11 protein-coding genes and 1 tRNA gene are annotated in these 16133 nt (G+C 57.3%); 6 read left to right on the forward strand and 6 right to left on the reverse strand.

What is annotated here, in order from left to right; genetic code table 11:
- The first annotated feature begins 70 nt into the window (after positions 1-70).
- Positions 71-964 (forward strand): methyltransferase domain-containing protein, encoded by an 894-nt coding sequence (locus tag AC0TOF_RS08445; protein WP_121999981.1) that lies wholly within the window; start codon positions 71-73, stop codon positions 962-964.
- 55 nt (positions 965-1019) lie between these two features.
- On the opposite strand, the gene AC0TOF_RS08450 is transcribed toward AC0TOF_RS08445, so the two are convergent.
- From AC0TOF_RS08450 to AC0TOF_RS08470, 5 genes are all read right to left on the reverse strand, one after another.
- Positions 1020-1370, reverse strand: a complete 351-nt coding sequence (locus AC0TOF_RS08450) for a hypothetical protein (protein WP_473767895.1) — start codon at positions 1368-1370, stop codon at positions 1020-1022.
- 121 nt (positions 1371-1491) lie between these two features.
- A complete protein-coding gene (gene mutT, locus AC0TOF_RS08455; RefSeq protein ID WP_121982307.1) occupies positions 1492-1908 on the reverse strand; it encodes an 8-oxo-dGTP diphosphatase MutT in 417 nt (138 codons plus the stop codon).
- Positions 1905-2663 (reverse strand): GNAT family N-acetyltransferase, encoded by a 759-nt coding sequence (locus AC0TOF_RS08460; RefSeq protein ID WP_473768111.1) that lies wholly within the window; start codon positions 2661-2663, stop codon positions 1905-1907. Before AC0TOF_RS08460 ends, mutT begins: the two co-directional genes overlap by 4 nt.
- 140 nt (positions 2664-2803) lie before the next feature.
- Positions 2804-4045: a bifunctional glutamate N-acetyltransferase/amino-acid acetyltransferase ArgJ gene (argJ, locus tag AC0TOF_RS08465; RefSeq protein WP_473767896.1), complete on the reverse strand. Its 1242-nt coding sequence runs from the start codon at positions 4043-4045 to the stop codon at positions 2804-2806.
- Positions 4046-4177: 132 nt separating this feature from the next.
- Positions 4178-5158, reverse strand: coding sequence for a peptidylprolyl isomerase (locus AC0TOF_RS08470; RefSeq protein WP_473767897.1), 981 nt, complete (start codon positions 5156-5158; stop codon positions 4178-4180).
- A 307-nt stretch (positions 5159-5465) separates the two neighbouring features.
- On the opposite strand from AC0TOF_RS08470, the gene secA reads away from it, so the two are divergent.
- From secA to AC0TOF_RS08495, 5 genes are all read left to right on the forward strand, one after another.
- A complete protein-coding gene (secA, locus tag AC0TOF_RS08475; RefSeq protein WP_121999976.1) occupies positions 5466-8186 on the forward strand; it encodes a preprotein translocase subunit SecA in 2721 nt (906 codons plus the stop codon).
- Between the two features lie 342 nt (positions 8187-8528).
- Positions 8529-9950, forward strand: coding sequence for a lipopolysaccharide biosynthesis protein (locus AC0TOF_RS08480; RefSeq protein ID WP_473767898.1), 1422 nt, complete (start codon positions 8529-8531; stop codon positions 9948-9950).
- Entirely contained in the window at positions 9950-11236 is a 1287-nt protein-coding gene (bspF, locus tag AC0TOF_RS08485; RefSeq protein ID WP_473767899.1) for a type IV secretion system effector crotonyl transferase BspF, read from the forward strand. The genes AC0TOF_RS08480 and bspF overlap by 1 nt, the downstream gene beginning before the upstream one ends.
- 138 nt (positions 11237-11374) lie before the next feature.
- A complete protein-coding gene (locus AC0TOF_RS08490; protein ID WP_473767900.1) occupies positions 11375-13009 on the forward strand; it encodes a phosphoethanolamine transferase in 1635 nt (544 codons plus the stop codon).
- A gap of 781 nt (positions 13010-13790) precedes the next feature.
- A tRNA-Leu gene (locus AC0TOF_RS08495) sits at positions 13791-13877 on the forward strand.
- A gap of 175 nt (positions 13878-14052) precedes the next feature.
- Here AC0TOF_RS08495 and AC0TOF_RS08500 read toward each other — a convergent pair.
- Entirely contained in the window at positions 14053-15747 is a 1695-nt protein-coding gene (locus AC0TOF_RS08500; RefSeq protein WP_473767901.1) for a hypothetical protein, read from the reverse strand.
- Between the last annotated feature and the right edge of the window lie 386 nt (positions 15748-16133).

A 16133-nucleotide genomic window follows, 5' to 3' on the forward strand; every position in this document is an offset into this window, starting at 1 on the left:
GCCCCCGTTCGAATGCATCTATCCCCGCAACGATTGTACTGAACCTTGCTCGAAAGAGAAGACGAATTCCATGCCTGCGCCGACCGATGATAGCGCGATCTTCGATCGCGATCTCCTGCTCTCGTTTCGCCGCCGCGCCTTTGCGCGCGCCGAACCCGGCGCGGATTTCCTGTTGCAGCGCATTGCCGATGATCTTGGCGACCGCCTTGACGCGGTGGAGCGCCGTTTTCCCGTCGCCGTCGATCTCGCTGGCCATACCGGCGCGGCGGCTGCGGCCATTGCGCAGTCCGGCAAGGCGGACATGATTGTCCGCATCGAACGCGACCGGGATTTTCTGCAAGGTCCATTCCCGGCTATTGTCGGCGATGAGGAGATACTTCCGCTGAAGCCCGGCAGCGTCGATCTTGTGGTGTCGCTGATGGCGCTGCACGCGACAAACGATACGCCGGGGACCATGGTGCAGATCGCCCGCGCGCTGAAACCGGACGGGCTTTTTCTGGCGGCCTTGAGCGGCAGCGGAACGCTGGGAGAACTCCGCGAAAGTCTTCTTCAGGCCGAAATCGAACTGACGGGCGGCGCCTCACCCCGCATCTTCCCGTTTCCCGATGTGCGGGATGTGGGCGGTCTGTTGCAGCGTGCAGGCTTCGCCCTGCCCGTAACGGACGTCGACAACATCACGGTGCGCTACGATTCGCTGTTCAACCTGATGGCCGATCTGCGCGCCATGGGCATGCAGAACATCCTGCGCGACCGTTCCCGGAAGCCGGTTTCGAAACGGCTTTTCGTGCGTGCCGCAGAAATCTACGCCGAACGCTTCTCCGACCCGGACGGGCGTATCCGCGCCACGTTCTCGATCATCTGGCTATCGGGCTGGGCGCCGCATGAATCGCAGCAGAAGCCATTGAAGCCCGGCTCCGCAAAGGCGTCGCTGGCGGAAGCGCTCAAAAAGGCGGAAGAAAAATAAGGCATGTCTCCCAAAGGTGGGAACCGGTTTTGGAATAGAGACATGCGAAAGAAAACTAACAATCGCCGCGATGACTGCCGTCAGCCTCAATGATGCAGACGGAATTGGGGCTTGGCTGAAGCACGCTCTTGCGCACCGTATAGGTCTGGCCTGCTGCATGCGGCTGGGTGTCGACATTGCGCTTGATCGAACCGGTCATGGTACGGTCGACCCCGTCTGGAAGCACTGATTGGGCTGCAACCTTGTTTGCCTGATCGTTGAGAACCGGCACGATAATGAGAGCCAGAGCGACAACGGCAGAGCCGAACAACAGCACAACGCGCAGGATTCCACGACCAGCCTTGGTTAGCGGCTTGGCCGTATATTCGTTGTGGTCGGCACTGAAATAATTGTTGTCGAAACTCATGCTTCAAGACTCCGGGGCAGCTCTTGAACGAGAATGCCTCAGCGGAGTGAATCATAGATTAACCGGCCAGCGGAATCGTAAGAAATTGCCAACCTTTTTCCACAGTTGTGGACAGGCTCCCCTACAGAAGATCGAGCAAAAACGGGATCAATGGTTCGTCGGCTGGCGGCATCGGATAGTCGCGCATATCCTTCGGGCGAACCCATTTCAGCGCTTGCCCTTCGAGCCCTCTCGCAATGCCTTCATAACGGCGGCAGACATAGAGCGGCATGAGCAGATGGAAGTCATCATAGGTGTGGCTGGCAAATGTCAGCGGCGCGAGGCAGGCCGCTTTCGTGACAATGCCGATTTCTTCCTGCAATTCGCGGATCAGCGTTTCTTCGGGAGTCTCGCCCGGCTCCACCTTGCCGCCGGGAAATTCCCACAGCCCGGCAAGCTGCTTGCCTTCCGGGCGCTGGGTCAGCAGAACCCGGCCATCCGAATCGACCAGCGCGCAAGCCGCGACCAACAGAATGCGGCGTCCCTTCACCTCGGTCATTTCTCGTTGCTCTCCCGATAGGCATAGCGATAGGCTTCCTGAAAACCGAAGCTCTCATAGAGCGCAAGCCCGGCCACATTGTCTGCCTCGATTTGCAGCCATGCCGTCTTTGCGCCGAGCTTGGCCGCCCATTTGAGCGCAGAACCGACAATCGCTTGCCCATAGCCCTTGCGCCTTGCGTCAGGCCGGGTTCCGACATCGAACAGACCCGCCATTGCGCCGTCCTGCACGCAAAGCAGGTTGGACACAGCGCGTCCGCCTTCCTCCAGAACGAACATGCCCTTGTTCGGGCGGACGCTGTTGAGGAGTTCGGAAAATCCGGGCCGCATCTCCTGCGGCCTTTCATGGATGGAAAGCGAGGCATCCACGAAGCGCCCTATATCCTTCAAGGGGATCTGGTCGATAGCACCCGACAGATCGAGTTTTTCCAGTTTCGCGGTCATCACGATGGTTTCATCGCGGCGCTTCCAGCCAAGCCCTTCCAGATAATCCTCAAGCTCGCGCGGCGCGAGCGGGGAAAGCCGGAAACAGGGAACGCGGCCATAGGCGCGAAAACGCTGCGCCGCCAGCTCCACGCGCGTTGGAATATCGCGCGTATCGCCGGGATCGAGCGGATTGATCGAGTTGAGACGCCGGGATGGATGCGCCGCGGTCATGCGTATCGCCCATGTACCGTCATAGTGGACGGACGTCGCGGGCCAGGCGCGAAAGCCGACGGCTTCCAGTTGGCGAACGATGGCAAGACTTGGCACAATAAACTCCTCAAACGATGACGGATTGAGCGCTCAGGCTCGATGAGATTCGGGAAGACAGCGTGCCGAAAACAGTGCTCTTTGAGCACCGAAGGCACAAAAGAGTGCTATTTGCAGGCCGCTGGAACCCGAATATCGCGAGCCTAGCTTCTGTAATCGCCGTTGATCGCTACATATTCCTTGGTGAGATCGCAGGTCCAGACGGTTGCCTTGCCCTTGCCCAACCCCAGATCGACACGGATGCGAATATCCTCGCCCTGCATATAGGCAGACGTCGCTTCTTCCGAATAAGCCGGATCGCGCTCGCCCTGATACGCAACGCGAATATCGCCGAACCAGATCGCCAGCAGGTCGCGGTCGGCAGGCTCGCCGGCCTTGCCGACAGCCATGACCACGCGGCCCCAATTGGCGTCTTCACCGGCAACGGCCGTCTTGACCAGCGGCGAATTAGCGATGGAAAGCGCGATCTTCTTAGCGGAAGCTGCGGACTTTGCGCCGGTCACTTCGACTTCCACCATTTTGCGCGCACCTTCGCCGTCGCGCACGACCTGCAACGCCAGCGACTTCAGGAGACGCCCCAGCGCCTTCTTGAATTCGCCAAGGCGCTTGTCGGCGGGATCGGTAATTTCCGGCGCGCCGCGTTCCGCCGCCGTACCGGTGGCAAACAGCATCAGCGTATCCGACGTGGATGTGTCGCTATCCACCGTCACCGCATTGAACGTTGAGCCAACGCCCTTGGAGAGCAGGCTCTGCAACACTTCAGCCTTGATCGGCGCGTCGGTGACGACAAAGGAAAGCATCGTCGCCATATCCGGCGCAATCATGCCTGCACCCTTGGCGATGCCGTTGATCGTGACAGGCACCTGACCGAGCAGCACCGTTTCGGTCGCGACCTTGGGATAGGTATCCGTGGTCATGATCGCCTTGGCGGCTTCAGTCCAGAAATCTTCAACCGCATCCTTGTTCATATCGCCGAGCAGATGCGCGAACTTAGTCGCATCGAGCGGTTCGCCGATCACGCCGGTTGAAGCGAGAAAGACATCAGTCGTGGCGCAGCCGACGGCCTTGGCGGCGGCTTCAGCCGTTGCTTCCGTGGCCTGGCGACCCTTGACGCCGGTAAAGGCATTGGCGTTGCCGGAATTGACCACCACCGCACGCGCCTTTCCGTGCACGAGATTGCGGCGGCAGAAATCGACAGGCGCCGACGGGCAAAGCGAACGGGTGAAAACGCCTGCAGCCTCAGCCGGGCGGTCGAACACCATCAGCATCACATCCGTTCGTCCCTTGTATTTGATACCGGCGGCAGCGGTGGCAATACGGACGCCATGGACGACCGGCATTGCGGGGTAATGTTTTGGAGCGAGCGGAGAAACAGACGCGGACATAGGTGCCTCGAAGGATATTCGGTTTGGTGTTGCCGCATTGGAAAGGTTTGCAGCCCAAAATCAAGCGGGAAACGCAGGATCGAAATAAAAAACGCCCCGGCAAGCCGGGGCGTTGATGCTTTGAAGCGAAATTTACTGCTGCGGAGCAGCCTCTTCGGGCGCATCACCCTGGTCCGCGCCTTCCTGGGCAGCGGCGGCGTCCTTCATGGCTTTCTCGACAGTCGGGTCCTTGTAGTCGATCTTCATGCCGTCACGCAGCTTCTTGACGGTTTCGACATAACGCTCGCGCATGATGATCGAACGGATCTGGTCCTTGACCTGATCGAATGCCGGAGGCTGCTTTGTGCGACGGTCTTCGAGCTGGATCACGTGAAAGCCGAACTGGGTCTGGACCGGCTCCTTGGTGTATTCGCCCGGCTTCAACGCAAAAGCGGCCTTTTCAAATTCCGGAACCATCTGGCCTTCGGCAAAGTAACCGAGATCGCCGCCATTGGCTGCAGTGCCGTCGGTCGAGCTTTCCTTGGCGAGCTCCTCGAACTTGGCGCCGCCTGCAAGCTTCTTGATGATGGCCTCGGCTTCTTCCTTGGTCTTCACGAGGATGTGACGGGCACGCACTTCCACCTGCGGTGGCATGGCCGCGATTTCCTTGTCGTAGCGGGCCCGCACATCGTCATCGCTGATCTTGTCGACAACGGCATCCTTGAAATATTCGTTATGGAGTGCGCGTTCGCGCAGGAATTCCATGCGATTCTTGAATTCCGAAGACTGATCGAGCTTTTCCTTTTCCGCTTCACCAGCCATTGCCTTGATGTCGATCAGGGCAGCGAGCGCAGCCAGACGGCGCTGCTCGGCAGGAAGGCGCGAGAACTGCGGATCGAGATCGCCTGCAGCCTGGTCAACTTCACCGACGGTAATGTCCTTGCCGTTGACGGTCGCCAGAACCTTGGACGGATCTTCCTTTTCTGCGGGAGCAGCAGCCGGTGCAGCAGCAGGCTTTCCGGCATCCTGAGCGAATGCGGCGCCTGTGTAGCCTGCCAGCGCCACCGAGGCCGCCAGAGACATGCCGACGACTGCGAGAGCCTTGCGATAAGGGGCTTTCAGAATGGCTTTCATATGGAATTCTCTCCTTCGTGACCGCTTACCGGCCCGATGAATGCGGCAGAATTTGGCCCGGATACCTCCAATATTACGACAAAGGAAAGGATTTCGAGCCTTTAGAGCAACGTTGACATCGCCCGAAGCCCCTCTTATCTGTCCTTCGGCTTTACGTCCAGTAAGGGGCGGGGGAATTGCGCCGGAAAAGCGCCGTATCTGGCAGCTTTCGCAGTGCAGTTTTCTTGCAATTGTTTCAATACGCGTGAATAAAGCATTCGACATTGCCGGAAGCGCTTCCGGCTGAACGGACAGGAAAGGACCAGTGATGGTCAGCTTTGGCGGCCTCGCCCGCAAGATATTCGGTTCATCCAATGACCGCCGCGTGAAAACCCTGCGCCAGCGGGCCAATCAAATTACTGCTATCGAGAAGAATTACGAAAATCTTAGCGATGAGCAATTGCAGGCCAAGACCGCCGAATTCCGTGCGGCGCTGGCTGAGGGCAAAACGCTCGACTCTCTTCTGCCAGACGCTTTCGCGACCGCGCGTGAAGCCGCCAAGCGCGTGCTTGGCATGCGCCCGTTTGACGTGCAGCTGATCGGCGGCATGGTTCTGCACGAACGCGGCATTGCCGAAATGCGTACCGGTGAAGGCAAGACCCTGATGGCGACCCTGCCGGTCTACCTCAATGCTCTTGAGGGCAAGGGCGTGCACGTGGTGACGGTGAACGATTACCTCGCCAGCCGCGACGCCGAAACCATGGGCAGGCTCTACAACTTCCTCGGCCTGACCGTCGGCGTCATCAAGCACGGTCTTGACGACGATGAGCGCCGCGCGGCCTATGCCTGCGACATCACCTATGGCACCAACAACGAGCTGGGCTTCGACTATCTGCGCGACAACATGAAGTATGAGCGCGCCCAAATGGTGCAGCGCCCGCACAATTACGCCATCGTCGACGAAGTGGACTCGATCCTCATCGACGAGGCCCGCACGCCGCTCATCATTTCCGGCCCGCTGGAAGACCGTTCGGATTTCTACAATCTCATCGACACCTTCATTCCAGCCCTGGAGCCGGAAGATTTTGAAATCGACGAGAAGCAGAAGACCGCCATCTTTACCGAAGTCGGCACCGAGAAGGTCGAGCAGCTTCTGGAAGCTGCGGGCCACCTCAAGGGTGAAAGCCTCTACGACATCGAGAACGTCGCGGTCGTTCACCACCTGAACAACGCGCTGCGTGCGCACAAGCTGTTCCAGCGCGACAAGGACTATATCGTCCGCAATGACGAAATCGTCATCATCGATGAATTCACCGGCCGCATGATGCCCGGCCGCCGTTATTCGGAAGGCCTGCACCAGGCGCTGGAAGCCAAGGAACATGTGACCATCCAGCCGGAAAACCAGACGCTGGCCTCGATCACCTTCCAGAACTATTTCCGCATGTACAACAAGCTGTCGGGCATGACCGGCACGGCTGCGACGGAAGCGGAAGAATTCGGCAATATTTACGGCCTCGAAGTCCTTGAGATCCCGACCAATCTGCCCGTGCAGCGCATCGACGAAGACGACGAAGTCTATCGTACCGTCGAAGAAAAATACCGCGCCATCGTGCGCGATATCCGCGCCTCGCACGAAAAGGGCCAGCCGATCCTCGTCGGCACGACCTCGATCGAAAAGTCGGAACAGCTGGCCGAACGTCTTCGCAAGGAAGGCATCAAGGACTTTCAGGTTCTGAACGCCCGTTATCACGAGCAGGAAGCCTATATCATTGCGCAGGCCGGTGTGCCGGGAACCGTCACCATCGCCACCAACATGGCCGGTCGCGGCACCGACATTCAGCTCGGCGGCAATCTGGAAATGCGCGTCCGGCAGGAACTTGCCGATGTGCCGGAAGGTCCGGAGCGTGATGCCAGAATTGCGGCGATCAAGGCCGACATTGCTCAACTGAAGGAAAAGGCTCTGGCCGCAGGCGGGCTTTACGTTCTCGCCACCGAGCGCCATGAAAGCCGCCGCATCGACAACCAGCTGCGTGGCCGTTCAGGCCGTCAGGGCGATCCGGGCCGCTCGAAGTTCTTCCTGTCGCTGCAGGACGACCTGATGCGCATCTTCGGTTCCGACCGCATGGACAGCATGTTGCAGAAGCTCGGCCTCAAGGAAGATGAAGCCATCGTCCACCCCTGGATCAACAAGGCGCTTGAAAAGGCACAGAAGAAGGTCGAGGCCCGCAACTTCGAAATCCGCAAGAACCTTCTGAAATACGACGACGTCATGAACGATCAGCGCAAGGTGATCTTCGAACAGCGTCTGGAAATGATGGATGAAGAAGACCTGACCGAGACCGTCAGCGAAATGCGCCATGAGGTCATCGAGGACATGGTTGCGCTCCGCATCCCGAAGGACGCTTATGCGGAAAAGTGGGATATCGCTGGCCTGAAGGAAGACATCATCTCCAAGCTCAATCTCGACCTGCCGATCGAGGAGTGGGCCAAGGAAGAAGGCATCGCGGAAGAAGAGTTCGAGAACCGCATCAAGGAAGCCGCCGACAAGGCTGCTGCCGAAAAGGCCGAACGCTTCGGCCCGCAGATCATGACCTATGTCGAGAAGTCGGTCATCATGCAGTCGCTCGACAATCTCTGGCGCGAGCATCTGGTCAATCTCGACCATCTGCGCTCCGTCGTTGGCTTCCGCGGCTATGCCCAGCGCGACCCGCTGAACGAATACAAGACCGAAGCTTTCGAGCTGTTCCAGTCGATGCTGGCAAATCTGCGCGAAGTGGTTATCTCGCAGCTGATGCGCGTCGAGATCGTTCGCGAAGCGCCGCCTGAGCCGGAATTGCCGCCGATGACCGGCCGTCATATCGATGGCACGACCGGCGAGAACGATTTCGACGAAGCAGCCTGGGCAGAGCACCAGCATGACGAGCGCAGTGTGCCTGCTGCCGAACGCGACCCGGCTGATCCGCGCACCTGGGGCAAGGTCAGCCGCAATGAGGCCTGCCCATGCGGCTCCGGCAAGAAGTACAAACACTGCCACGGCGCTTTCGAATGATGTGAGCCAGGCTCGATCATCGTCTAAATCGAACGAACCCCGGCAAGCCGTTTGCCGGGGTTTGTCGTTTCAGCCAGCGACCTGCGCTGACAGGTGAAACCGTTATCTTTATGTTCGCTTTATTTTAGATGATGCAAATATAGATGTCGTTTAGAAAATACTCACCATTCCTTGATGTCGCGCGACCTTGGGAAGATTAGACTTTTTCTTTTCCTCTTTATAAAGAACTCTTGCCTAAGGTTTCCGTGCGGACGGGCAACAAAGCGCGGATGCGAAAAGCCGGGTTGCCCGGTATAAAATAAACAGGCCCGAAGAGGCCTGCAAAGACAGGGTTGGCAGATAGTGCGGCTTTCGGCAGCTGAAACGGCGAGCCGGTTTCTACCGGGCAGGATCGCGGCCAGGCTTCGTCCCGTGACGGAGCGGCTGGATGCCGTGCTTACGGATGGTGGACCGCAAGCCAGCGCGCAGCGCTCGTCTCTCGTCGCTTTTTCCGTGCGCGTGGCGAGTGCGGCTATCGCCCTTCTGTCTCAGGTTATTCTGGCCCGCTGGATGGGTGAATTCGAATACGGCGTTTTCGTCCTCGTCTGGCTCACCATGATCATCATCGGCGATCTGGCCTGTTTCGGGCTGCACACGACCATCATCCGCTTCGTGCCGGAATATGTGCAGCACCAGGCATTCGGCCTCGTGCGCGGCATTATCCTGACCGGGCGCATATTCGCTTTCGCGGCAGCCACTCTCATCGCGCTTCTAGGCGCTGGCCTGCTGCTTCTGCTCAGGGACCATGTGGCGAGCTATTATCTGGTGCCGTTCATCCTCGGCTTCATCTGCCTGCCGATGATTGCGCTCGGCAACATGCTGGACGGCATTGCGCGCTCGCGCACCTGGGTAATGATGGCGCTGACGCCAAGCTATATCGTCCGCCCGCTTCTGGTTCTCCTGTTCATGATCATCGCGCATGAAGCGGGATTGCCCTCCACGGCAACTGTTGCGCTGTCAGTATCGATTGCCGCGACCTGGCTTACGACGGTCGGGCAGTTTCTAACGGTCGACCGCTCACTCGAAAAAGACATTCCCGCCGCAACGCGCGACCAGCGCCTTTGCGAATGGATAAAGGTTGCGTTGCCGATTTTCCTCGTGGAAGGCTTTTTCTTCCTGCTCATCAATGTCGATGTTCTGATGGTCGGCCATGCGCTCGACCCCGAGCATGTGGCGATCTATTTTGCAGCAACGAAGATCATGGCGCTTGCTCATTTTGTCTATTTCGCTGTGAAGGCGAGTGTCGCCCAGCGTTATTCGGATCTGCTGCACAGCGGCAACCGAGCCGAATTTGCAAGCTTTGCCGAGGCTTCCGTCCGCTGGACATTCTGGCCGACGCTGTTCCTCGGTGCCGTCATCCTGCTGACCGGCTATCCGTTGCTGCGGCTTTTCGGTCCGGCCTTCACAGCCGGCTATCCGCTTCTCTTCATTCTCATCATCGGGGTAATCGCGCGCGCCAGCGTCGGCCCGGCGGAAAGCCTTCTCAATATGTCGGGCAAGCAGAACATCTGCGCCCTCCTCTATGCCGCAACACTTGCCGTCAACGTCATTCTCAATCTGGTGCTGATACCGCAGTTCGGCCTGACGGGCGCCGCCGTCTCCACGGCCATCGCCATGCTGATGGAAGCGGCACTCCTCTCGGCGGCCGTATCGCGCACCTTGCACATAACCATGTTCATTCTCATTCCACGAGACCGTACCAAGACCTCGGAGGGGACTTTGTAATGGCCGCGAAACCTTTGCTTGAAGAATCGGCAGGCGGAAATGCAGCCCATATTGTTTCGGAACTTGCCGAGAGCGGTATGGCGCATGAAGCCGTCAAGAAGCTGGAGGAAAGCCTTCACAGCCGCGATATACCGCGCAAGCTGGCGATCTATGGCGCGGCGGCGGGCTTCGAATTGCGCGACGAACTCGACCATTTGAGCAACCGCACCGTCGAGCCGAACATCTTCTTCAATGCGCGGTTTCTGGCGCCTGCCATGCCGCGCCTTGAAGATCGCGAAGTTCGCTTCATGGTCATGCGCGACGAAAACGAAATCCGCAGCCGCCTGCGCTTCGTCATGCCCTATACGATCGAGCGCCCCGGCCTCCCACTTTCGACGCCGGTAATCCGCGCCTGGTCGACGCCGTTTGGCCCGCAGGGCACGCCGCTGATCGATCACGACGATCCTGTCGGCGTATTGGAAGACCTGTTCGATATTCTCGCCCGCAAGCATCTCAGATTGCCGGACGTGCTCGTCCTGCCGGAGATGCGGGCCGATGGCCCGGCGGCACGGCTGACCCGTTCGGTCGCGGTGGGCCGGCAATTGCCTTTGGTCGCCATAGAACAGAAGGAGCGTCCCTTTCTCGAAAGCGATCTGGACGGCGACGCCTACATCAAAGAGGCAATCAATGCCCATCATCGCCGGGATTATAATCGTCTGTGGCGCAGGCTGGCGGAAAAGGGCGAACTTGCCTATCGCGTCGCCCGCACGCCCGACGAAGTGCGCCACGCCTTCGAACATTTCCTGACGCTGGAGGCAAGCGGCTGGAAAGGCAAACGCGGGACAGCCATGGCGGTCGACCGGTTTCGCGCCGCCTTTGCGCGCGAAGCGGTCAACAATCTTGCCGAGCGCGACTGCGTGCGGGTGCACACGCTTGAACTGGATGGCCGGGTCATTGCCATTCTCATCGTCTTTACGGTTTCAGGTGAAGCGTGGACCTGGAAGACGGCCTATGACGAGAGCCTGAACGCCTGGTCGCCCGGCGTGCTTCTGATGATCGAGGTCGTGAAGAATCATCTGAACGATCCGAACATCAACCGTACCGATTCCTGCGCCGTTCCGGATCATCCGGTCATGACGCGGCTGTTCGCTGCCCGCGAGACCATCGAGACACTTGTCATCGGGTTGAACCCATCTGCGGACAAACTGGTCCGTCAGGCCGCATCCCAGATTCATCTCTATCAGCGGACACGCAACCTGGCCCGGATCGTACGCAATCGCATCCGCAGTTTCACCGAGAGAAAGTAAGGCCTTTCAAGCAACCTTAAAAAAGCCCAAAACTCACTGTCCTGAATCTCCGATCCGGGAAAGAATGTTGCGATTGCAGTTTTGCGCAAGCCCTGCAAAGCTTCATCTTCCAGACTTTGGGATTTTGAAGGTTCAGGAATGCGGTTTCCACGTCCGACCATCGCCAGCGGTACGCTTTGTGTCCTGACCGCGATTTATCTTCTCGCCTTTACCAACACATCTTTCTGGCACCGGCTGATCGCCTATTTTTCCGACCACCCGCTAAAGCTTGTCGTTGCAGCAGCAGCCATCCTTCTCATCCATATAGCCGTACTGATGGCCTTTTCGGCGAAATATGTCATCAAGCCGGTTCTCATTTTCGCCGTATGGGTTGCCGCCGGCGGGTCCTATTTTACGGATACTTTCGGTACGATCATCGACCGGAATGTGGTCGAGGCAACGTTTACGACGACAAAAGCCGAGTCGGGTCATCTGATAACGACGGGCTTTCTGCTGCATATGCTGCTTTATGCCGTCATTCCCTCGCTTCTCATCATCTGGGTGCGTGTAAAACATCGCCCGTTGCTGCAGAAGCTCATGGTCAATACCATTTCAATAATCGCCTGTCTGGTCGGCGCCATCGCGCTGATCGGCTCTGATTACGGCAGCTTCTCATCAATGTATCGCGAGCATCGCTCCGACATAATGGAACGGCTGATGCCCGGAACGCCGATCAAGAGCACGGTGCAATATATTGCGCATGATCTGAACGACAGGCAGATCGTGATGCAGCCACTGGGCCTTGACGCCAAACAGGCGCTGCCGCCAATCGCATCCGGCAAAAAACTGCTGACCGTCGTTGTGGTGGGTGAAACCGCCCGCGCCAAGAATTTCAGCCTCTACGGCTATCCACGCGAAACCAATCCTGAACTCAAGCAGCAGGATATTGTCACATTCCCGAACACGACAAGCTGCGGGACGGATACTTCTGTATCCGTGCCATGCATGTTCTCGCCTTTTCCGCGCGAGGAATATTCGAGTGCCAAATTCCATAGCTCGGAAAATCTGATGGACGTCCTCAATCATGCCGGTGTGAAGGTTGCGTGGTATGAAAACAATACCGGCAGCAAGGGCGTGTCGGACCGCATACCGACGGTCGACCTTCAGAACTCCAACGATGCGCGCTATTGCGAAGGCGGTGAATGCCTCGACCAGATTCTGGTCGACCGGCTGCGTGATCACCTGAAGGACGTGAACGGCAATGCGACAATTGTCCTTCATATGACCGGCAGTCACGGGCCATCCTATTATCGCCGCTATCCGCCGGAATTCGCCAGGTTCAAACCGGAATGCCGTACGAGCGAATTTTCAGACTGCACGACGGACGAGATCGTCAACGCCTACGACAATTCGATCCTCTATACCGATCACATATTGTCGGAGATCATCAATATCCTGAAAGCCAGCGGAGACCGTTTTGCTCCAGCCATGATCTATATGTCCGATCATGGCGAATCGCTCGGCGAAGACGGCCTTTATCTGCACGCTGCGCCCTATTTCATTGCGCCTGACGTTCAGACCCATATTCCCTTCGTCGCGTGGTTCTCCCCGGACTATGCCGCTGCCACGCGACTGGACGCCGCCTGCGTCAAACAGAATGCCGCTGCCCCATCGTCGCACGACAACCTGTTCCACACGGTTCTGGGCATGATGGGCGTGAAGACGTCAGCCTATGATCAGACGCTCGACCGCTTTGCCGATTGCCGGAAAGCCAATGTCGCGGCTTCGAACTAGAATGCCTGATATCCCACGAATATTGTCAATTATGCCAGCCAGACCAAGGATTTGAGCCATACGGCAAAGCGTGATACACTTTGTCGTGGGAGAGCGCATGGACAGGCGGAAGAGGAGGTCCGCACCGGTGCAATCCGGCACTTTGAACAAGTGCTCGAAGCCCGGATAAAATTATAAGCTTCCGTCTGGCTCAAACGCTGTCGCGCCCTCCCGGGGAAGGAGATGCGCCATGGAATATTTTCACTATGTCAGCACGCTGGATTATGTCCTGCTGGGCTTCATTGCCTTGCTGGTCTTCTGGAATCTGGTTGAGGCGAGCCTACGCAGATAAATAACAGCTGACTGTCTCGAAGCCGCGCCGAACACATAAGGCCTGTTGCGCCTGACACCGTCAGGAATGAGCCTGCTCGCAACTGCGACAAGAGCGGTAGAGTAGAGCACGAGCCATTACTTCTTGTCCGCCAGCTTTCTTTTTCGAAGAGCGGTGCAAGCTGCACTTTTGAGCAATTGACCTCGTTTCGTTTAGCCGGTATATCCCAACCCGCTGTCCCTTTGGACCATATCGAACTGCTTCGGCAGCAATGTGCGGGTGTGGTGGAACTGGTAGACGCGCCGGACTCAAAAAGGGGTTTGTCTATCAATCCACAGAAAATCACGGTGAAGTGAAAACATCGTATTTTCAAAGGGCTGTCGGTGTGAGAGTGATGAGTACGAAATGCGCCGAAAATGGGCTAGGAGCCGGCTAGGAGCCAAGCACCTGGGCTAGGATCGGCGGCAAAGTGCGGGCGTGGCGGAATTGGTAGACGCAGTGGATTCAAAATCCACCGTCCTTACGGATATGTCGGTTCGAGTCCGACCGCCCGCACCATAACAGATTACGATCGGCGACGGCATGATAGTCGCCGCAGGCTTGAGTCTGAGCCCCCGCGTCGGCCTTGGTTTGAGCGGTCTATCGACTGAAAGCCGGGGCGCTGAGGATCACCATTCGAATGCATGGCGGGGTGGCAGCCTGCTTTGGCGGAGTGTGATTGCTCCCTGCACAATTACATTCCTGCTGCTCGGTCGAAGTCGTTCCGGATTTGTTCGATGAACTCATTGCGGAAGTGTCGATTGCGTAGGTCTGCCTCTAGAATGCTTGAGTCTGGTGGGCGTATAGCCTCCAAGGAACGCATGGCCGTTTCCACGGTTGTAGCGTCACCAAGATTACCGGCGGTGGCCACCAACAAGCTCCAGTAGAAGGTGTTTTGGGGGACAGGTTGATCCTGCAACATTTTAAGGGCGTCGCGGTTTTCGCCGCGTCTGTAGAGAGAAGCCGCCAGAAACAAGTAGTCGGAGGGTTGGGGAACCGTCATTAAGGTGACTGTGTTCTCGATAACGGTTGAGGCTTCTTCGTATTCACCAAGTGCAAAGAGACGCTCACCGATGGCGATCCGTTCCCGCGCATTTCCTGGAAGACGCGCTAGGGCCTTTGATACAGAGGCTCGAAAGGCTGTGAAGTCTGCCTTCTGGAACTCAAGCGCTATCCTGGCGCGAAGGGTAAACCACGAGCCCGGCGCCAATCTCTCCGTGTTGCGAAAGCTTCTCCAGCCATCTTCGAGCGCAGCTTTGCTGGCCTCGAGATCGCCGTCATCAGCCGCCGCTATGGAGTCCTCAACGCGCACTAAGGCAAGCAGGGCCCAACCCTGAGCGTAGTCGGGTTGCGCGCCAACCGTTGCGCTCAGGCACTTCGACATCCAGCCGCGCTTGGTATCCGTGAGGGTGATCATTTCATTGAGAGTATGCGTCACGCAAACATAGCCGGTGACCGGATCAAGAGGGAGCCTGCGTCGTTCAGCTGAACGAATTACGGCATTCTCGCCGACAAGCTCGTGAACCATGACCTCCACTATGCGATGGGCGTCGCTCTTTAGGATTTGGGAAGACCAAAGTACGGCTCCGGTTCGTGCGTCTACCAGTTGCCAATACACAGCAATACCGGCGCTGTTTGAATCTACCTCGGTTGTAACAACGTATGCACTCTGATTGTCGGGGAGCCTTCGAACATAGTTTTGGGCTTCGGAAAAATCTTGTGTTCGGACAATGCTATTTATGTCGTAAAAAGTCATGGCGTCTGACAGACGCGCAGGCAGGCTGCGCGCAAAGAGAACGGAATGCTCGTCATCCGTTAGCGCATTGGCTGCCTGGATTAGGATTATCGGCGGCTGCCACGCAACCTCAGCGCGTTGATCTATGATTTTCAATCCACCGTACATTGCCGCAGCAACAAGTGGAACCGCAGCAGTCACACACAGCAACAGCCGTCGGAATGTCCGAGGCGTTGCTGTGGTCGACTCCGATTTGATCGAAGAATCGGGTGGGTCCTCGGGTCCAAGGTCTTCTTCGTCATATGTTAATGGCAACAGGGACTCTAGATTCTCTGAGTATTCAGGAATGTATCTCCCCAGAGGCAACGATATTATAATCGGATCGTTCCTGCCCTCTGTCAGATAATACTTTTCCAGAGAAGATCTCAGCCTGTTTGCGGTTGTGCGTACAATGCCGTCATTGGCGACATCAAAATCACTGGGACGACCCAGCGCTTCGGTGCCAATCGTGTATGATTTTATGGTATTTGCGCGTCCCTCAATATCTTCTATGACAATATACCTTAGAAATCTTCTAAGTCTTTCAGAATTCTGGAATGTTCTAGATTTCAGAATTCGCTTAAGCTGATCGTGCACCTTCTGCTGATCGACCATGTGTCCCCCAGTGATGTTATGGTGATCTTTTGGAAACCCGCTTCCATTCTCTCAAACAGAAACGTCACCCCTTCCAAGCAGAGCTTAAACTCTACAATGGGGCGCTGATAATTAGGGGTGGTGCCATACGGTTGCGCAACCCTTGAACATGTCGATGTAGCCGTTTGTGACGCTACGCCAACTGTTGCGGAACGGTGTGTGACTCGCCGTCACGCTGGTGCGTCAGCTATCCATTTTCCCGAAATTCTCGCTCTTGGAGCTGATTGTGAACGGCCGACAAAGCACTCGGCGCTCCTGATTGAGCTCATTTACTCACGCAGCGAGTTAAGGGGGGGCAAGTGCATTTTCAATTCAAGACATGCCACCAACTGGCGGCCCCAGCCACA

Source organism: Ochrobactrum sp. PL_is501 (genome assembly GCF_055816895.1).